13 protein-coding genes are annotated in these 18,475 nt (G+C 69.6%); 7 read left to right on the top strand and 6 right to left on the bottom strand.

Going from position 1 to position 18,475, the window contains the following annotated elements; all coding sequences use genetic code 11:
* Positions 1–111 precede the first annotated feature (111 nt).
* On the bottom strand, positions 112–2,937 hold the full coding sequence (locus HDA45_RS08935; RefSeq protein WP_184905452.1) for an AAA family ATPase: 2,826 nt from the start codon (positions 2,935–2,937) through the stop codon (positions 112–114).
* Between the two features lie 309 nt (positions 2,938–3,246).
* Here HDA45_RS08935 and HDA45_RS08930 point away from each other — a divergent pair, with 309 nt between their 5' ends.
* From HDA45_RS08930 to HDA45_RS08920, 3 genes are all read left to right on the top strand, one after another.
* Positions 3,247–4,410 carry a S8 family peptidase gene (locus HDA45_RS08930; RefSeq protein ID WP_184893605.1) on the top strand — a complete coding sequence of 388 codons (1,164 nt, stop codon included), beginning with the start codon at positions 3,247–3,249 and terminating at the stop codon, positions 4,408–4,410.
* Positions 4,410–5,957, top strand: coding sequence for a S8 family serine peptidase (locus tag HDA45_RS08925; protein ID WP_184893603.1), 1,548 nt, complete (start codon positions 4,410–4,412; stop codon positions 5,955–5,957). Before HDA45_RS08930 ends, HDA45_RS08925 begins: the two co-directional genes overlap by 1 nt.
* Positions 5,958–6,028: 71 nt before the next feature.
* Positions 6,029–7,552: a phytoene desaturase family protein gene (locus HDA45_RS08920; protein ID WP_184893601.1), complete on the top strand. Its 1,524-nt coding sequence runs from the start codon at positions 6,029–6,031 to the stop codon at positions 7,550–7,552.
* Between the two features lie 64 nt (positions 7,553–7,616).
* On the opposite strand, the gene HDA45_RS08915 is transcribed toward HDA45_RS08920, so the two are convergent.
* On the bottom strand, positions 7,617–9,068 hold the full coding sequence (locus HDA45_RS08915) for a trypsin-like serine protease (protein WP_184893599.1): 1,452 nt from the start codon (positions 9,066–9,068) through the stop codon (positions 7,617–7,619).
* A gap of 87 nt (positions 9,069–9,155) precedes the next feature.
* Entirely contained in the window at positions 9,156–9,911 is a 756-nt protein-coding gene (yaaA, locus tag HDA45_RS08910; protein WP_184893597.1) for a peroxide stress protein YaaA, read from the bottom strand.
* Between the two features lie 59 nt (positions 9,912–9,970).
* Here yaaA and HDA45_RS08905 point away from each other — a divergent pair, with 59 nt between their 5' ends.
* Both HDA45_RS08905 and HDA45_RS08900 read left to right on the top strand, forming a co-directional pair.
* The gene (locus HDA45_RS08905) at positions 9,971–10,939 is read left to right on the top strand and encodes a GNAT family N-acetyltransferase (protein WP_184893595.1); all 969 of its coding nucleotides are present in this window, start codon (positions 9,971–9,973) and stop codon (positions 10,937–10,939) included.
* Between the two features lie 73 nt (positions 10,940–11,012).
* Positions 11,013–11,948, top strand: a complete 936-nt coding sequence (locus HDA45_RS08900) for an aminoglycoside phosphotransferase (protein ID WP_184893593.1) — start codon at positions 11,013–11,015, stop codon at positions 11,946–11,948.
* A gap of 293 nt (positions 11,949–12,241) precedes the next feature.
* Here the strand turns inward: HDA45_RS08900 and HDA45_RS08895 are convergent, their stop codons facing one another.
* Both HDA45_RS08895 and HDA45_RS08890 read right to left on the bottom strand, forming a co-directional pair.
* On the bottom strand, positions 12,242–13,156 hold the full coding sequence (locus HDA45_RS08895; RefSeq protein ID WP_184893591.1) for a 2-hydroxyacid dehydrogenase: 915 nt from the start codon (positions 13,154–13,156) through the stop codon (positions 12,242–12,244).
* A 31-nt stretch (positions 13,157–13,187) separates the two neighbouring features.
* Entirely contained in the window at positions 13,188–13,541 is a 354-nt protein-coding gene (locus tag HDA45_RS08890; RefSeq protein WP_184893590.1) for a VOC family protein, read from the bottom strand.
* Between the two features lie 127 nt (positions 13,542–13,668).
* Between HDA45_RS08890 and HDA45_RS08885 the strand changes: the two genes are divergently transcribed.
* Both HDA45_RS08885 and HDA45_RS08880 read left to right on the top strand, forming a co-directional pair.
* Positions 13,669–15,417 carry a proline--tRNA ligase gene (locus HDA45_RS08885; RefSeq protein WP_184893588.1) on the top strand — a complete coding sequence of 583 codons (1,749 nt, stop codon included), beginning with the start codon at positions 13,669–13,671 and terminating at the stop codon, positions 15,415–15,417.
* Positions 15,417–16,349 (top strand): DUF8017 domain-containing protein, encoded by a 933-nt coding sequence (locus tag HDA45_RS08880; protein WP_184893586.1) that lies wholly within the window; start codon positions 15,417–15,419, stop codon positions 16,347–16,349. Before HDA45_RS08885 ends, HDA45_RS08880 begins: the two co-directional genes overlap by 1 nt.
* Here the strand turns inward: HDA45_RS08880 and HDA45_RS08875 are convergent.
* The gene (locus HDA45_RS08875) at positions 16,286–18,475 is read right to left on the bottom strand and encodes a bifunctional lysylphosphatidylglycerol flippase/synthetase MprF (protein ID WP_184893584.1); all 2,190 of its coding nucleotides are present in this window, start codon (positions 18,473–18,475) and stop codon (positions 16,286–16,288) included. The two genes, HDA45_RS08880 and HDA45_RS08875, sit on opposite strands and share 64 nt — an antisense overlap.

Genomic DNA, 18,475 nt, shown 5'->3' with positions numbered 1-18,475 from the left:
TTGAAGTCCGTGAAGGACTCCTTCACTACCTTCAGGGTAGGCAAGGAGGCCTTCACGGACCGAACCCTTGATCGACTCGCGACGGCCTCGCTCACCAACACGACACAGTGCTTAAGCCGACCGCAGCCCCGCCAGCTCGCTCCGCGACCGCACCTTCAGCTTGCGCAGAACGCTCGCGACGTGCTGCTCCACCGTGCGCCGGGACAGGAACAGCACCTCGGCGATCTCCCGGTTGGTATGCCCGGCGGCCAGCAGGCGGGCGACGTCGCGTTCGCGCGGGGACAGTTCGTCGCCGTAGCCCCGGCGCCCGCGCCGCGAGGGGGCGACGGCGCCGGTGGACCGGAACGCGTGGCGGCAGCGCGCGGCGTCGCGGGTGGCGCCGAGGTGGTCGAAAGCTTCGGCGAGCGCGGCGAACGTCTCGGCGACGTCCTCGTTCATGGCCAGGCGGCACCGCGTGGCCCGTTCGGCGATCAGCGCCGCGTGATACGGCGCCGGGAGGGCGTCGAATCGCGTCCGAGCCTGCTCGAAGGCCTTGATCGCCTCCGCGTGGTCGCCTCGCGCCGCCGCGACGAGCCCGCGGTTCGCGGCCAGCGCGGCACGGGTCGACGGCGCGTCGAGATCGCCGATCTCACGTTCGAACTCGTCGGTCAGCGCTTGCGCCGCGGCTTCCCGGCCGGTGGCGCAGTACGCGTCGACGGCGGCTATCACCAGATCGGCGCTCCAGGCCCAGACGCCCTTGGCGCGCAAGAGTTCCAGTCCTTTTTCCGCCTGGGTGACGGCGGCCTCCCCGAGGTCCTGCGCGAGCAGCATGCCCGCCATCCCGGCGTGCGCGGCGATCGCGACCGGCGTGAACGCGTTCTCCGGCTGATCCGCCGCGGTTCCGGCGAACCGGGCCGCGGCTTCGTCCCATTCGCCGCGGGCGGCGGCGAGCAGGCCCAGCACCAGGCACAGTTCGCTGGTCACCGGCAGCAGGTCGCGGTACTCGTCGATCAGCGCGTCGGCCCGTTCGGCGAGACCGTCCCAGTTCCCGGTGAGCCAGTCGGTGTGGACCGCCGTCGCGCTGGCCGTGCTGACGACGTACGGCGCCCCGCAGTCGGCGGCCAGCTGCATTCCGCTGCGCAGCAGGCTCCTGGCACGCCGGTGGTGACCGGTCCAGGCGCAGGCGTCGGCGCTGTTGCAGTGCAGCCGCGCGAGATGCCGTTGCTCGTCGGACGAGCCGACGCTGGTGGGCGCCCGGTCCAGCATGTCCCAGCCCCGCGCGTCCCCGATGTGCAGCCGCGACGCCGTGTTGTTGGCCAGCAGGATGATCTTCAGCCGCGGGTCGGTCGCCTGGTCGATGAGCTCGTCCACCCGGTCCATCCACCGCCGGTGCTCTCGCAGCGGGGTCGCGCCGACCCATGGCTGCGCGAGGACGCCCATCCCGCGTCCGGCGAGGTCGGGCCGGTCGGCGAGGTCGTTGACGGCGATCTCGATCTCGGTCCTCGCCGCTTCCAGCCCGTTCGCCTGGCGCACCAGCAGGAGCCCGAGACCCAGCCGGACTTCGCCGCTCAGCCGTCCGGACAGCCTGCCGTCGGTGAGCAGCCGCTCCAGCGCCGGGACGACCTCGGTCTGGGCGAGCCCGTTGCACGCCACCGAGCTGAACTTGACCGCCAGTCTGTCCACATCGGACGGTTGCAGGCCCGGTTCGTCGAGCAGGGTGCGGAGCAGATCCGTCGCGGTGGCGAGATCGCCGACAGTCGACGCCTGATCGGCCGCCGCTTCGCCGTACTTCAGGGCTCCGGCCCTGTCACCCGCCTTGCGGCAGTGCTCGGCGAGCCGCACGAGGGACTGCGGGAGCCTGTCGCGCAGCAGCCGCGCGGCCCGCCGGTGCAGTTCCTGGCGATCGGGGCCGGGGATGGCGCGGTAGACGGCCTGCCGGGCGAGCGCGTGCCGGAAGCCGTATTCGCCCTCGCCGGTCTCCACCAGGACGTTGCGTTCGAGCGCGAGGACCAGCGCGCGGTGGGCGCGCTCGGGCGTGAGCGCGGCCGCGGCGGTCAGCAGGTCCGAAGTGGACGGTGTGCCGAGGACGGCGGCGGCCTCGGTGATCCGCCGGGCGGCCGACGGCAGCGCGGTGAGGCGTTCGACCATCGCCTCACGCACCAGCGCCGGGACTTCGACGGCGTCGAGCAGGCGCCGCGCGGTCGCGCCGTCGGCGTGCACCGCGCCCTCGACGCCCCCGATCGCGTGCACGATCTCCTCGACCACGAACGGGATCCCCGCGGTCCGCTCGTGCAGTCGCGCGGCGAACTCGGCCGAGACGTTCGCCTCGCCGAGCAGGGCCGAAACCATCGCTTGGACGCCGTCGCGGTCAAGGGGCCGGAGCGTGACGAGCACGTGCGTGGTGCCGGGTGCCGGCCGGAAGGCGCTGCCGAGCGGGATACCGCCGGGCGTCTCCTCGCGCCGGTAAGTGAGCAGGAGCGTCAGCCCCGCGGGCGGATCGGTCATCAGGAACCGCAGGAGGCGGCGGGAACCGTCGTCCGCCCAGTGGAGGTCCTCGATGAGGAGGACGTGCGGGCCCAGCGAGCCGAGCAGTTCCCGGACGGCGCGGAAGAGCCGGTGCCGTTCGGCCCTCGGATCACCGAGCCGGGCGGGCGGCTCGGGTAGGTACGCCGCGAGTTCCGGCAGGTAGGGCCCGAGTACGCCGGTCACGGGGTTGAGCTCGCGCGCCGGGCGGACGTCCTTCAGCGCGTCGAAGACCACGCCGTACGGGAACGGCTCGCGCAGCGGCTGGCAGCTCCCGGTGAGGACCGGCCGTCCGGCCAGTTCGGGGCAGGCCAGCAATTCGGTGGCGAGCCGGGTCTTGCCCACCCCCGCTTCGCCTTCGAGCACGATCACCGACGGCGAACGCATCGCGCCGTCGAGGATCTCGCTCAGTTCCGCATCACGGCCGACGAGCACGGGCGAACTCGTCCTGCGTCGGCAGCCACCGATCACCATGCCGGGTCACCCCCGCTTCACGAACAACACCGTTCGAGTGAACGCAGCTTAAGCGCGTGTTCGGCGATCACGGAACCCGCTCGGACGGTCACACAACTTTCGTAGGGACGGTGATTTTCCCTATTAGATACGTAGTCCTACGGACCGTTGCCTCGCTTGTTCGTGCAGGTCCCGCCACCCGAAAGTGAGTGAAGCGTGACTGCTCGTCACGGCGTCGGCCCGGAATTCCGCCGACGCGAACCACCTGTTCGAGTGAACGGAGCTCAGGAAATGCGTGGAGAACTTCGACGTCACCGGATCGCGGGTGCGGTGCTCACCGGGGCCTGTGTAGCGGCCTCGCTGGCCTTCGCCGGATCGGCGACGGCCGCCGAGGGGCAGATCCGCGGCGCCGGTGTGGAGGGAGCCGTCACGGATGGGTACATCGTCTCGCTGAAGAGCGGCGACGCCGGCCTCGCGGCCAAGTACGGCGGCCAGGTGAAGGCCACCTACACCGCCGCGCTGAACGGCTTCTCGGCGAAAATGACCGAGGCGCAGGCCAAACGGCTCGCCGCCGACCCAGCCGTCGACTTCGTCCAGCAGGACGCCGTCGCCCACATGACCGGTACCCAGAACAACCCGACCTGGGGCCTCGACCGGATCGACCAGAAGAACCTGCCGCTGGACAAGAAGTACACCTACCCGAACGACGGTGCCGGCGCGACGGTCTACGTCCTCGACACCGGTGTCGACTACCGCCAGTCGGAATTCGGCGGCCGCGCGAGCAGCGGTTACGACTTCATCGACAACGACAGCGACGCCAAGGACTGCCAGGGCCACGGCACGCACGTCGCGGGCACGGTCGGCAGCGCGACCTACGGTGTGGCCAAGGGCGCCAAGATCGTCTCCGTCCGGGTGCTGAACTGCCAGGGCAGCGGCCAGTACTCGCAGATCATCAGCGGGATCGACTGGGTCGTGAAGAACGCCAAGGGACCGTCGGTGCTCACCATGAGCCTCGGTGGCCCGGCCGACTCCGGGGTGGACTCCGCCGTCCGCCGCGCGGTCTCGGCGGGTATCACCAACACGGTGGCCTCCGGGAATTCCAACACGAACGCCTGCAGCACCAGCCCCGCCCGCGTGAAGGAGGCAATCACCGTCAACGCCACGCAGAACGACGACCGCCGGTCCACGTTCTCGAACTACGGCAGCTGCACCGACATCTTCGCGCCCGGCACCAACATCACCTCGACCCGTAACGGCGGCGGCACCCAGCAGATGAGCGGTACCTCGATGGCGACCCCGCATGTCGCCGGTGCGGCCGCGATCTACCTGACCTCGCACCCGTCGGCCAACCCCGCCGCCGTGGCCTCCGGTCTGGCCGCCGCCGCCACCAACGGCGTCGTGACCAGCCCTGGCACCGGCTCGACCAACAAGCTGCTGAACGTGGCAGGTCTCTGATGCGCCGCGGCGTGCGCGGCGGTGTGGTGGTCTTCGCGGCCACCGCACTCGCCGCGCTCGCCGCCGGCAACGCCGTCGCCGCGCAGGCGGAAGGCGTTGTCGTGCAGGCGAACCAGCACTACGGGGACCAGTACATCGTCGCGCTCCACGACGTCGGCACGATGGCTGTCGAGCAGTCTTCGGCCGCGCTCACCGGCCGCTACGGCGGCGAGGTCCGGTCGGCGTACAAGAACGTGCTGCGCGGCTTCTCGGTCAAGGGAATGTCCGAGCAGCAGGCCCGGCGGCTCGCGGCCGATCCCGCGGTCAAGGCGGTCTATGAGGACGGCACCGCGCGGGCCGTCGGCACGCAGACCAACCCCACCTGGGGCCTCGACCGGATCGACCAGAAGAACCTGCCGCGTGACAAGAGCTTCACGTACCCGAACACGGGCACGGGCGTCACCGCGTACGACCTCGACACCGGGATCAACCCGGACAACCCCGAGTACGAGGGGCGCGCGTCCATCGGCAAGGACTTCGTGGGCGGCAACGGCAAAGACTGCAACGGGCACGGCAGTCACACCGCGGGCACCATCGGCAGCAAGACCTACGGCGTGGCGAAACAGGTCAAACTCGTCGGGCTGAAGGTGCTGGGCAACGACTGTTCGGGCAACGGTCCCGACTCCGCCATCGTGGACGCGGCGGAGTGGCTGACCGCGAACGGCACCAAACCGGCGGTGGCGAACCTGAGCCTGCGGATGGACCAGGTCGGGCTCGGCGACGACGTCATCAAGAAGTCCATCGCGGCGGGCTTCGTCTACGTGGTGGCGGCGGGCAACGAGAACCAGAACGCCTGCAACGTCAGCCCCGCCCGCATCCCCGAGGCGATCACGGTCGGCGCCTCGGACGAGAACGACAACAAGTCCTCGTTCTCCAACCACAGTTCGTGCGTGGACATCTTCGCCCCTGGCAGCAACATCACGTCGCTGTCCACGTCCAACGGTGGTTCGGCGAACATGAGCGGGACTTCGATGGCCACGCCGCACGTGGCGGGCGCGGCGGCGCTGTACCTGTCCGCGAACTCCGGGGCCACCGCGCAGCAGACGCGGGACGCGCTGGTGAACAACTCCTCGGACGGCGTGCTCAAGGGCCTGCCGAGCGGGACGGTCAACAAGCTGCTGAACGTGTCGTTCATCGGCGGTGGCGGCCCCGGCCCGAAGTGCGGGGCCAAGTCGAACACCACACCGGTGTCCATTCCGGACGCGGGTGACGCGGTGACCAGCACGGTGACGCAGGAGGGCTGCGACGGCAAGGCGTCGTCGACGCTGCCGGTCAAGGTCGACATCGCGCACACCTACACCGGTGACCTGGCGATCGACCTCATCGGGCCGAGCGGTGCGGTGTTCGGGCTCAAGCCAGCGGGAGGGATCGGCGAGGCGAGCGGCGTGCACACGTCGTTCACGGTGAACGCCTCGTCCGAACCGGCGAACGGGACCTGGAAACTGCGGGTCCGTGACGTCTACCGGTTCGACAGCGGGACGATCGAAGGATTCTCCATCACCTTCTGAGTCCTTGCGAACGGCGGTGCGCCGCGGTCACGATGACCGCGGCGCATTGTCGTTGGTTCGGGAGGAAGTGCATGGAGTCCTACGATGCCGTGGTCGTCGGTGGCGGGCACAACGGCCTGGTGGCGGCCGCTTATCTGGCCGCAGCGGGCCGTTCGGTGCTGGTGCTGGAACGCCGCGACGAGGTCGGCGGGGCGGCGGTGTCCTTCCGGGCCTTCCCCGGGGTCGACGTCCGGTTGTCGCGGTACTCGTACCTGGTGAGCCTGCTGCCGCGCAAGATCATCGCGGACCTCGGGCTCGGGCTCGATCTCAAGCGGCGGCGGATGTCTTCGTACACACCCGTCGGCGACGGCGGTCTCCTTGTCGACACGGGCGACGACGGCCGCACCTCGGCCTCGTTCTCCGCGCTCACCGGGTCCACAAAGGACTATGAGGCGTGGCGACGGTTCTACGCGATGACCTCCCGGGTCGCGGAGCGGACCTTCCCGACGCTCACCCAACCGCTGGTCTCCAGGGAGGAACTGCGTTCGGGCATCGAGCCGGCGGCCTGGGACGCGCTGTTCGAACGGCCGATCACGGAAACGCTCACCGGTCTGTTCGGCGACGACGTCGTCCGCGGCGTCGTCCTGACCGACGCGCTGATCGGGACCTTCGCCGACGCCGGCGACTTCCGGCAGAACCTTTGCCTGCTCTACCACGTGATCGGCAACGAGACCGGCGATTGGGACGTGCCGGTGGGCGGGATGGGCGCGGTGACCGGCGCGCTCGCGTCGGCCGCGCGCACGGCCGGGGCACGGCTGGTGACCGGTGCCGAGGTGCTGTCCGTCGATCCGGACGGCACAGTGCGTTACCGGCTGGGTGAAGACGAGTTCGCCGTGCGCGGCGGTCACGTGCTGGCCAACGTCGCGCCGCGGACACTCGCGCGGCTCCTGGGGGAGGAGCCGCCGGAGGCGCCGGAAGGCGCGCAGCTCAAGGTGAACATGGTGCTTTCACGGCTGCCGCGGCTGCGGGATCCGGGCGTCGACCCGCGTGAGGCCTTCGGGGGCACGTTCCACGTCAACGAAAGTTACGCGCAACTGGCGACGGCGTACGCGGAGGCCGCCGCGGGCGAAATCCCGGCACTGCCGCCGTGTGAGATCTACTGCCATTCGCTGACGGACCCGTCGATCCTCGGCCCGGCCGAACGAGCGGCCGGTGTGCAGACGCTGACCCTGTTCGGCCTGCACATGCCCGCGAGGTTGTTCGAGGGGCGCAACGACGCGGCTCGGGAAGAGGCGTTGCGGGCGACGCTGTCCTCTTTGGACAGTGTGCTGGCGGAACCGATCGAGGACTGTGTGCTGCGCTCGCCGGACGGCCGGTTGTGCATCGAGGCGAAGACGCCGCTGGACCTCGAAGCCGAACTGGGGCTGCCCGCGGGACACATCTTCCATCGCGACCTGTCGTGGCCGTACGCGGCCGATGCGGCTCAGGTGGGTCTTTGGGGAGTCGAGACCGCTCACGAGCGGGTGCTGCTCTGCGGCGCCGGTGCCGTACGGGGCGGTGGTGTCTCCGGCATCCCCGGTCACAACGCCGCGATGGCCGTGCTGGCCCGGTCCTGAAGTCCGTGAAGGCCTCCTTGAGGGACCCAGAGTCCCTCAAGGAGGCCTTCACGGACTTGCCTGCTTACTGGACGGTCAGGGTGTAGGTGGCGGTGCTGGTCTTGCCCGCCGAGTCCGTCGCGGTGACGGTCACCGGATACGTGCCGCGCTGGAACGGCGCGACCACCTGCATGGTCGAGCTGCCACCGCTCGAGATCGTCTTCGGGTTGAAGAACGGCGCGAACGGCAGACCCTGCCCGGACGCCGAAAGCGTGATCGTGCCGGTCCCGCCGGTGGCGGAAACCGTGACATTGCTGAAGAACCCGGGCTGCGAGGTCCCGCTGCCGGGGCTCACGCTCACCTGGAGGTTGCCGGGCTGCGGTCCGCCCTCACCGACGGTCAGCGTCAGGTTCGCGGTCGCCGTGTCGGTGGTTCCCTTGCCCGAGATCGTGACCGCGTAGTCCTTTTCGGCCGTCCCGGCGGGAACCTCGATGCTCACCTTCGCCGACTCGCCCGAGGTGATGGACGCGGGCTGGAACGTGGCCTTCGCCCCGTCCGGAAGCCCGGAAGCGCTCAGGTCGACCTTCTCCGCGCCGTTCTTGCCCGGCTTGCTGGTCACCGTCGCCGAAACGTACTTGCCCGGCTCGACCTTGACCGAGGACGGCGTCACCGCGAGAGAGAACGTCTCCGGGTTCTGCGGCGTGCCGATCTTCTCCTTGACCCAGTCGCCCATGTCGTTGTTGAGCCTGCCGTACACGCTGTACCACTTGAAGTCGCTGCGGCTCCACGACGCGACGCCGACGACCTTGCCGTCCACGATCAGCGGTCCGCCGCTGTCACCCTGCAGGATGGTGACGCGGCCGTCGCTGTAGCCGCTGCAGATCATCGTCGCGTCCTTGAAGCCCGCGCCGACACCGTTGCAGCTGCTGCCCTGCACGATCGGCAGGGTGAACTTGTGCAGTTCGACGTTCGCGGGACTGTCGTTGTGGTTCTTCTTGCCGTAGCCGAGCCCGAGGCCGGACTTGCCCGGCTTGTTCAGGTCCGTGTCGGCCGACGTCGCGACCTTCGCGTACTGCCCGCCCGGCACCGGGATGTCGGCGTCGGTGGTGACCACCGCGACGTCGTAACCCTGGTCGAAGTTGACGTACTTGGGGTGGATGTCGTAGCTGACGACGCCGATCCGCGTCCCGCCGCCGGCGTTGAGATCGTCCAGTCCGTAAAGGAAGCTCTTCTCGCCGTCGGCCGCCTTGCAGTGCGCGGCGATCAGGATCTTGCGCGGCGCGACGACCGAACCGGTGCAGGTCTGGCCCTGTGGCCGGACACCGCCTTGGCGCAGGCCCGCGATGATGAACGGATGGTCCTTGACCGAGGCGGGGGTGCCGCCGATGGAGTTCGTGTGCAGTCCACCGGGGACGACCGCTTGATCCGTCGGGGTGACGGCTGGCAGGTCAGCGGCCGCCGCCGGAGCGGGCAGGAGGACCGAGAGGCAGCCGAGGGTGGCGGTGGCGATCCCCAGAAGCCGTTGTCTTCTGTTCACGGTTGTTCCTTTCCAGGTGGCTGGAAATCACTTTCCGCATGTGCCACCGGCGGAACAACCGAGGAAGAAGCCCGTAGGGGTACGGAACTAATGCACGCCGTCTCCGGTGAGTAGTTCGAGACTGTGGTCTCCGGTGCGTTCGACGTCGAGGCCCGCCTTCGACAGCACCCGGATCAGCTGTTCCACAGTGGACGGTTCGCTGCGGGACTTGACCAGCTCCGCGGCCAGCCGTCCTTTGTACGCCTTGTTGAAATGGCTCACCGTGGTCCGGTTGCCCTTCGCGTCCTCGGTCACGACACGGACGGTCACCGCGTCCGGCCGGAGTTTCGCCAGCGCCGAGTAGGTCCCGGAGCGCAGGTCGACCACGAGCCCCTCGATGCCCTGGAGCACCGGTTCGAGCACCGGCTTCCAGATACTGCGGACGGTCCCGAGCGACGGCAGCGCGTTTCCTCCGGACAGCCGGTACGCGGGGATCGGATCGGTCGCCGCGACCACGCCGAACAGCGCCGAAGCGACGGCGAGGCGCTTCTCGGCCTTATCCAGCGTCGCCTTGGTGAACGACTTGACGTCGAGCGCGTCGTAGAGCACCCCGGTGTACCGGCGCAGCCCGGGCATCGTGGGCGAGGTCCACAGCTCGGCGTTGCGGGCGACCTCGCCCGCCTGGCGCGGCGTGATGCCGAGCGCGGCGACACTGGCCGGGATGTCGGCCGCCAGTTCGGCCAGCGCGTCGGCCAGCTTCGCCCGGGTCGGGTTCAGCTCCGGGAACGACAGCGCGCCGAGGTCCAGCGGCGCGCCGGTGCCACCGGTGGCCTTGGTTTCGGAAGGGGGGAGCAGCACGAGCACCACGGAAGCGTAACTAAATGAAGTGCGTCACCCCGAGTCGCGGGCTTAGCCTCGTCCGCATGAGCCTGACCTGGCGCCCGCTGACCATGGACGACATGCCGCGACTCGCCGAGACCTTCGCCGAGGCGGAGCGTGTCGAGCCGATCGAGGAGCACTACAGCGCGGAGGATCTCGCCGAAGAGATCGGCTCGCCGACCGTCGACCTGCCGACGGTGTCCACCAGCGCCTGGGACGGCGGCAAACTGGTCGCCTACGGCCTGCTCAGGAAACGTGACGCGGCGGATCCGGTGCACATGATGCGGGTCGAGACGCTCGTCCATCCCGGATACCGCGACGACGCGATCGCCGCGCACCTCACCGGCTGGTTCGTGGAGGCGGGTAAGCGCCTCCACGCGAAGTCCCACCCGGACGTGCCACTGGAGCTGCACGCCGCGGCCAACACCAAACAGCGCTGGCTCTCCGAGGTCCTCGTCGATTCCGGATACGAGCACGCGCGGTGGTTCGTCGACATGCGGGCCGACCTCGACGCGATCCCGCCTGCCAAACCGCTGCCCGGCGAGTTCCCGCTGGTGACCTATGAGGACAAGTACGAGGCCTTCACGCTGCGGTGCCGCAACGAGACTTTCGCGGGTCACTGGGGGAGCACGGAGCAGTCCCCGGAGGCTTGGCGGCATCTGGTGGTCGGCGGCAAGGACTTCCAGCCGGACCTGTCGTTCCTGCTGCTGAGCCCGGAGAGGGACAGGGCGGTCGCGATGGTGCTGAGCGCCTTCTTCGCCTCCGACGAGGCCGTCACCGGCGTGAAGGACCTGTATGTCAGTCACGTCTCCACCGACGCGAGCCTTCGCGGACGCGGGATCGCGAGCGCGCTGCTCGGGCACGCCCTCGTCAAAGCCAGGGCCGCGGGTTTCCAGCGGGCTTCGCTCAACGTCGACCAGGACAACACCCACCGCGCGCTCGGTGTCTACGAACGTGTCGGGTTCAGCGAGCATCAGCGCTGGGCCGGCTACGTGAAGCCCGTTCCGACCTGACCGGTTGACACCCGAAAGGGTGGATTTAGGTACAGTCGATCTTCTTGGAGAGATCGCTGGGGGTGTTAGGGCGTTGCCGGTTTCCGCACGCCTCGGCTGGCACGACCTGTCGTCGGCGACGCGTGACGCGGTGGAGCGCGAGCTCGGGTCGGTGGTTCGCCGTTCGTTGTGGCAGACCCCGGAATTCGACGGTGGCGTCTCGGCGAGGCTCGAGCTCGAACGCGGTCGTCACTGGGTCTTCCTGAAGGCGATCCCGGCGAGCAGCCCGCGGGCGGGCGGCTACCGGACGGAGGCCGCCATCGCGCGACGGCTGCCCCCGGAGGCGCCCACGCCGAAGCTGCTGTCCTTTGTGGATGGTGAGTGGCTCGTCCTCGCGTTCGCCGACTTCGACGGCACCAGGCCGAACCTGCGCCCGGGATCGCCGGACCTCTCCGCGGTCCTGGCCACCTTCGGCGCGCTCGGGCGCACGCTCACGCCGTGCCCGCTGCCCGACGTCCCGGACGCCCTCGACGATCTCGGCCCGCTCCTGCGCGGCTGGCACGAACTGGCGAAGGAACCACCGGACGACCTCGACGGCTGGGCCGTCCGCAACCTCGACAGGCTCGTCCAGCTGGAGACGTCCTGGCATCCCTGGTCGGCCGGGGACACGTTGCTGCACAACGACATCCAGCCCGAGTATCTGGTGCGGACCGGACCGGGCCGGGTGCTCGTCACCAACTGGCGCTATCCGGCGAGAGGCGCGGGCTGGCTCGACCTGGTCGCGCTCGTCCCGTATCTGCTCGACGCCGGACACGAGCCCGCCGACGTCGACCGCCTGCTGCGGCGGCGTCCCGTGCTGACCGGTGTCCCGGTCTGGGCGGTCACGGCGTTCGGCGTCGCCTTGGCCGGGCACGCGGAACGGGCTTCACGACTACCGGAGCCACCCGCGACGACCGGGGTCCGCGCGGCGCAGCGTCGTCTCGCCGCGGCCATGCGCGACTGGCTCGCCTACCGGACCCATTGGCCCTAGGCGCTGTCCTGCAAGTCATGCTCGCGGTCTTCGCGCCCAGCTGGTCCCTGACGGCACGGACGGTCCAGCCGAGTACAACCCGGTACGAGGCAGAACCGCCCGCACCGCCAGAAACCACCTGGATCACGAAGCCCATCGAGCAGACTTACAGGACAGCGCCTAGGCGCCTGGCTCACCTGCGCTCTCTCGCGACTCTCGCCGCCGCTAGGGCAGGTGTTGCGAAAGCCATTCTTCGCAACCCCCGCGGCAGCGCAGGACTGCTCGTAGTGAAGGCCAGAGGCACCCGCCGGGTCCTAGCCGTCCGTTCCACTGACGAGGTTCAGCGGCTCTTCCCCGGCGGCGTAGCGGCGCAACTGCTCGGCGACCAGCCGCTTCGCGCGCGGGTGGAACGAAGCCGACCCGCCCGCGATATGCGGCGTGATGACGACGCCCGGAGCCGACCACAGCGGATGCCCGGTGGGCAGCGGCTCCGGATCGACGACGTCCAGCGCCGCGCGCAACCGTCCGGCGACGGTCTCGGCGGTGAGCGCCTCGGTGTCGATCGCCGAGCCTCGCCCGACGTTCACCACCAGGGCGCCGTCCGGCAGCGCGGCGAGTTCCGCGGCGCCGAACAGGCCTGTGGTCGCGGGCGTCTCGGGCAGGATCAGGACCACGATGTCGGCCGACGGCAGCAGTTCCGCGAGCTCGCCGACGCCGTGCACCCGCTCCGCGGGACGGGCCGTGCTCGCCACCCTGGTCACGACCGCTTCGGCCGCGATGAGCTGCCGCTCGATGGCCTGGCCGATCGAGCCATGGCCGACCAGCAGCACACGGCTGTCGGCCAGCGAGCGCGTGTGCTCGCGGTCCCAAGAGCCCGTCGCCTGCTGCGCGAACCAGCGCGGCAGATCCCGCTGCGACGCGTGGATCAGCGCCAGCGCGTGCTCGGCGACACTGAGGTCGTGCAGGCCGCGGCCGTTGGCCAGCCGCACCCCCGCCGGCACCAGCGGGACCAGCCTCTCCACCCCGGCCGAAAGCGACTGCACGAGCTTCAGTGACGGAAGCCTGTCGATCAGCTTCGTCGGCTCCGCCCCGGTGTCGTACGGCAGCACGTAGACCTCGACGTCATCGAGGCCGCCCTCCGGCAGCGGGCCGATGCCGTCGTACAGCCGGACACTCAGGCCCTCGGGCAGCTCGATGTCGGACCAGGGCAGGATGGCTCGCTCCGTCATACCGCCATTCTGACCATCGGGACCGGCCTCGCTACCCGTGGGTCGCGACGCAGAATTCGTTGCCGACGGGATCGGCCAGCACCGTCCAGGCGATACCCGGCATCTCGTGCTCTTCCACCGTCTTCGCCCCCAGCTCGATCAGGCGTTCCACCTCCTTCTTCCTGTCTTCGGTGATGAAGTCCATGTGGACCCGGTTCTTGCCGGCCCGCGGTTCCGGAACGCGCTGGAACGCGAACACGGGCCCGTTCTCCACCTTGGGGTGCAGGATCAGGAACTCGCCCTCGTAGTCCTGATCCACCTCGACCCCGAGCGCCTTCGTCCAGAACGCCGCGAGCCCGCGGGGATCCGCGCAGTCGATCGTGATCATGCCCAGTTCGATACCCATGGCGGCAAGCTAGCGGCACCCACCGACAAAACCGGGCACCCGCGATAACCGGTTGAACCGCCCCGGGGCGGGGTGACTACGCTGCGCAGAACGTCTCAGCACGTAAATTCCAGCGAGGAGCCCAGAAGTGATCACCAGGATGTCGTCGTTGTTCCTTCGCACCCTGCGTGAGGATCCGGCGGACGCCGAGGTACCGAGCCACCGGCTCCTGGTACGCGCCGGCTACGTCCGCCGGGTCGCCCCGGGCGGCTACTCCTGGCTGCCGCTGGGCCTGCGGGTGCTGCGCCGCATCGAGAACGTCGTCCGTGAAGAGATGAACGCGTTCGGCGCGCAGGAGATCCAGTTCCCCGCGCTGCTGCCGAGGGAGCCCTACGAGGCCACCGGCCGCTGGACCGAGTACGGCGACGCGCTGTTCCGTCTCAAGGACCGCAAGGGCGCCGACTACCTCCTGGGCCCGACGCACGAAGAGCTCTTCGCGCTCACCGTCAAGGGTGAATTCACCTCGTACAAGGACTATCCCGTCGTCCTGTACCAAATCCAGACCAAGTACCGCGACGAGGCGCGCCCCCGCGCGGGCATCCTGCGCGGCCGCGAGTTCGTCATGAAGGACTCCTACTCCTTCGACCTCGACGACGAGGGCCTCGCGAAGTCCTACGAGCTGCACCGCCAGGCGTACACCAAGCTCTTCGACCGCCTCGGTATCGAGTACGTCGTCGTGAAGGCGACTTCGGGCGCGATGGGCGGCTCGGCCTCCGAGGAGTTCCTCGCCGTCGCCGAGACCGGTGAAGACACCTACGTCCGCAGCACCGAATCGGGTTACGCGGCCAACGTCGAAGCGGTCACCACGCCCGCGCCCGAGGCCAAGCCGATCGAGGGGCTGCCCGAGGCGAAGACCCACCACACGCCGAACACGCCGACCATCGAGTCGCTGGTCGCGTTCCTGAACGAAGCGGGCCTCGGCCGCACCTTCACCGCCGCGGACACGCTCAAGAACGTCCTGGTCAAGACGCGCCAGCCGGGCGCGAAGGAGTGGGAGCTGCTGGCCATCGGCCTCCCCGGCGACCGCGAGGTCGACACGAAGCGCCTCGAAGCCTCGCTCGAGCCCGCCGAGTTCGAACTGCTCGAAGAAGCGGACTTCAAGAAGAACCCCTTCCTCGTCAAGGGCTACATCGGCCCGAAGGCGCTGAAGGACAACGGCGTCCGCTACCTGCTCGACCCGCGCGTCGTCGACGGCACCGCCTGGGTCACCGGCGCCGACGAGCGCGACCACCACGTGGTCGACCTGGTCGCGGGCCGCGACTTCACCGGTGACGGCGTCATCGAGGCCGCCGAGGTCCGCGAAGGCGACGCTTCGCCCGACGGCAAGGGCACCCTGGTCGCCGCGCGCGGTATCGAGATCGGGCACATCTTCCAGCTGGGCCGCAAGTACGCCGACGCGTTCTCGCTGGACGCGCTGGGCCCGGACTCCAAGCCCATCCGCATCACCATGGGTTCGTACGGCGTCGGCGTCTCGCGGCTGGTCGGCGTGCTCGCCGAGCAGAACCACGACGACCTCGGCATCATCTGGCCGCGCGAGGTCTCGCCCTTCGACGTGCACGTCGTCATCGCGGGCAAGGACGAGACGATCGCCGCCGGCGCGGAGAAGCTCGCCGCCGAACTGGACGCCGCCGGGATCGAGGTCGTCCTCGACGACCGCAAGGCCTCCCCGGGCGTCAAGTTCGCGGACGCCGAACTCGTCGGCGTGCCGACCATCCTGGTGGTCGGGCGCGGGCTGGCGAACGGTGTCGTCGAGGTCAAGGACCGCCGCACCGGAGACCGCGAAGAGATCGCCGTCGACGCGGTCGTGGAGCATCTGGTCAAGCTCGTCCGCTCGTAATGTTCGGCAAGAAGCGCGGTGACTCGCCGGGCTATGAGGACAAACAGGCGCTGAGCGGGTTCGGGGGCTATCAGCCCTCGGACTCGCCCGGCTACACGCCGTCGCCTGTCGAACCCGCGTCAGAACCCACGCCGGAACCTCCGAAACCGGCGAAGCAGCCGATGTCGCGAAGCGGGCGAAGGGCCATGTACGGCTTCTTCGCCACGCTCGGCGTCATCGCGGTCGCCGCCTTGGCGAACAACGGCTCGGACCGGTCGTCGAGCAGCAGTACCCCCCGCGCGCCGACGGTCTACACGCCTTCGCCGCGCGTCGTCGCGCCGCCGGTGACCGACGGCTGGCAGTCCGTGGCCGGCGCCGACGGCCTCGTCGCCTACGACGTCCCGCCGAACTGGACGCCGAAACCCGGCACGATCCACGGCTGGGAGAAGACCGCGCTCGTCCCCGGTATCTCCATGTTCTCCAGCGCTTTCGTCGGCGACGACTACTGCCCGGCGGTCAGAGGGAGCAGGATCGGCGGTAGTGGACTGGCGACCGTGAAGGTCGCCGACGCGCCCGGCGCCGCGAACAAGGCCCTGTACGACCTCGTGGTGAGCGCGTACAACCCCGAGGAAGGCCCGTTGTCGGCCAAGATCGTCGCGGACCCGCCCCAGGCGACGGAATTCACGCTCGGCACCGGCGCGAAAGCCCCCGCGAACATCCTGATCGCCGAGGTGACCCTCGGGTACACCGGGGCTTGTATCCCGAAGCGCGCCCTCGTCGGCGTGCAGGCGGTGGACATGGGCGACGCGTCCGCCGCCCTGCTCGTCTATTCGGACCAAGACCAGCAGGGCAGTGCGGACCGCGAACAGATCCTGAAGATCCTCAAGACCTACCGGGGTGTCCCGGAAGCCGACCGCAAGACCATCACGCCGCCGCCTTCGACGCTGCGCTGATCTCTCTGGGGCTGGGGCTTCTTGCCGGAGCGAGCGAGCTTCGCCAGCCGCAGCAGTCCCGTGTTCGGCAGGTAGGCCCGGCCGAGCGCGATCCCGATCCGCGGCAGATCCGCCTCGTCGCGGAAAGCCAGGTACAGCGGGACATGGCGCGGCTGGAACTTCGCCTTGAACGCGTGCAGCGAACGGAATCCGTAGAACGGCTCCATCATCGTGCCGAGCGCGTCCAGTACGCGTTCGACGGCGTGCGCGGGTTCGCCGGAACTCGCCAGCGGAGCACCGGACAGCGACACGAACTTCGCCCCTTCCTCGCGGAAGGCCAGGCAGGACGACGCGATCAGGAACTCCATCGACGGGCGGAACCCGTCGGCGCGTTTGCGCATGACGTCGAGCGTCCAGCCGCCGATCGCGCCGGCGCCGGTGTAGACCGGCAGCCACGACGTCACGCCGTGCACCACGCCGTCGGCGTCCACCGCGAGACCGACCCGGGTCTCGGGGTCCATCGCCTCGTCGACACCGCCGAGCGTGAAGCCCATCTCGGGCATGCCCTTGTCGCTGATCCACTCCTCGGAGATCGCGCGGACCTGCGAGATCACCGCGCGCGGCTGATCGGCGAGCCGGACCAGCCGGAACTCGATGCCGTCCTTCTTGGCACGGTTGATCGCGGTCCGGACGTCCTGCCAGCGCTTGCCGCGGAACTCCAGCGTCTCCAGTTCGATCAGGGTGTCCTCGGCGACCTGGACGTGCTTCCAGCCGAGTTCCTGCGTCGTGGCGGTGGTGTCGCCGGTGGCGGAGAACAGGCACGGCACGAGACCGGTGTTCTCGCACATGGTGAGGAACTCGGCGATCGTGCGGTCGCCCGCGCCGTCCGGGGCGATCGGGTCGCCGAGCGCGATGGCGACACCGGCGTGACGCCGGTACGCGAGGTAAGACTTGCCGTCCGCGGCGACGAAGTACGAGTTCTGCGGCCACGTCGTCATCCACGAAAGCGTGCTTCCGCCGTGACGGCTGAGCAGCGTGCGGGCCAGCGCGGGGTTGCCCATCCGGCCGAGGCGGCGGCGCTTCCGCCGTGACGGCACGCGGAAGGCGCCCCGAGAAGAGATCAGCAGCGCGAACTCGACCGTCCACAGGAGATTGTCCACGAAGAACAGCGGCGGATCCGAAAGCCCGGTGTCCTCACCGAGGACCTCGGCGAGTGCGAGTACTCCGCCGTAGGCCATCACCTGCAGGATGACGAACGAGGTCAGGATCATCGCGCACCACCAGGCGACCTGGCTGCCCTTGCGCAGGCCGTTCATGATCGGCACCACGATCAGGCACAGGATGCCGACTTCCCAGGTGGACAGCGAAAGTTCTTCGGAAGAGCCGAAGGGGCCGTTGCCCGGTACGAAGGACATCACCAGTTCGGCGACCGTCAGCACCAGCAGACCGGCCACGACGTAGAACCGCCACTCGCGCAGGCTCGGCCGCCGTTCGCGGGCGGAATCCTTCGAAGCGACGAACTTGCGCCCGAACGGGAGGGCGAGGACGAGGGCGAAGAAGTGCACGAGGTCGGCGAGCGTGCCGACGAAGATGATCGCGATCCCGGCGTAGACGCACAGCCCGGCGCGCAACCGCAGGCGCCACGGCGGGCGCAGGGTGGCGCTGGCGACCGCGACCGCGGCGAGCGCGCCGCCGGAGAACCCGACGTCGAGGCTGCCCGCGACCCGTTCCGCCCACTCCCAGCCGGAGTTGCGGCTCAGCGCGAGGAACTGGACCGCCACCAGGACGCTGACGAACTGACCGCCGATCGCGACGGCCATCGCCCGGCGTGTGCCGAGCCGCCATTCCGCGAATCCGGCGAACAGCGCGAAGCTGAGCACCATCGGCAGGTAGTACAGCGGGACGACCGCGAACAGCGGTCCGGTGAGCACGGTCCACCACCGGCCTGACTCGAGCGACGGCAGCCCATACGCGATGTACGGGTACACCGCGCGATCCTCGGCGGCGGACCAGAGCGCGCCCGAGGCCAAGGCGAGCGCGAGCATGGTCACCGTGACGAGGGTCGTGAAAGGCAGCCGGTGCCTCAGCACCGTGGCGATCTTGTGCGTCCGGCCCGGCGCGGCCGTCCCGCTTCCCCCTGTTGGCAT

Origin of the sequence: Amycolatopsis umgeniensis (assembly GCF_014205155.1) — a bacterium.
Lineage (GTDB): Bacteria > Actinomycetota > Actinomycetes > Mycobacteriales > Pseudonocardiaceae > Amycolatopsis > Amycolatopsis umgeniensis.
Note: the sequence above shows the minus strand (reverse complement) of the source record. Positions and strands in the feature narration are given on the sequence as shown.

What these genes read in the sequence shown, in the direction of transcription:
- HDA45_RS08880 (WP_184893586.1), top strand. Translation starts at nt 15,417, where the DNA reads ATGTTCGGCAAGAAGCGCGGTGACTCGCCGGGCTATGAGGACAAACAG.
- HDA45_RS08920 (WP_184893601.1), top strand. Translation starts at nt 6,029, where the DNA reads ATGGAGTCCTACGATGCCGTGGTCGTCGGTGGCGGGCACAACGGCCTG.
- HDA45_RS08875 (WP_184893584.1), bottom strand. Translation starts at nt 18,475, where the DNA reads ATGCCAACAGGGGGAAGCGGGACGGCCGCGCCGGGCCGGACGCACAAG.
- HDA45_RS08895 (WP_184893591.1), bottom strand. Translation starts at nt 13,156, where the DNA reads ATGACGGAGCGAGCCATCCTGCCCTGGTCCGACATCGAGCTGCCCGAG.
- HDA45_RS08905 (WP_184893595.1), top strand. Translation starts at nt 9,971, where the DNA reads ATGAGCCTGACCTGGCGCCCGCTGACCATGGACGACATGCCGCGACTC.
- HDA45_RS08930 (WP_184893605.1), top strand. Translation starts at nt 3,247, where the DNA reads ATGCGTGGAGAACTTCGACGTCACCGGATCGCGGGTGCGGTGCTCACC.
- HDA45_RS08925 (WP_184893603.1), top strand. Translation starts at nt 4,410, where the DNA reads ATGCGCCGCGGCGTGCGCGGCGGTGTGGTGGTCTTCGCGGCCACCGCA.
- HDA45_RS08890 (WP_184893590.1), bottom strand. Translation starts at nt 13,541, where the DNA reads ATGGGTATCGAACTGGGCATGATCACGATCGACTGCGCGGATCCCCGC.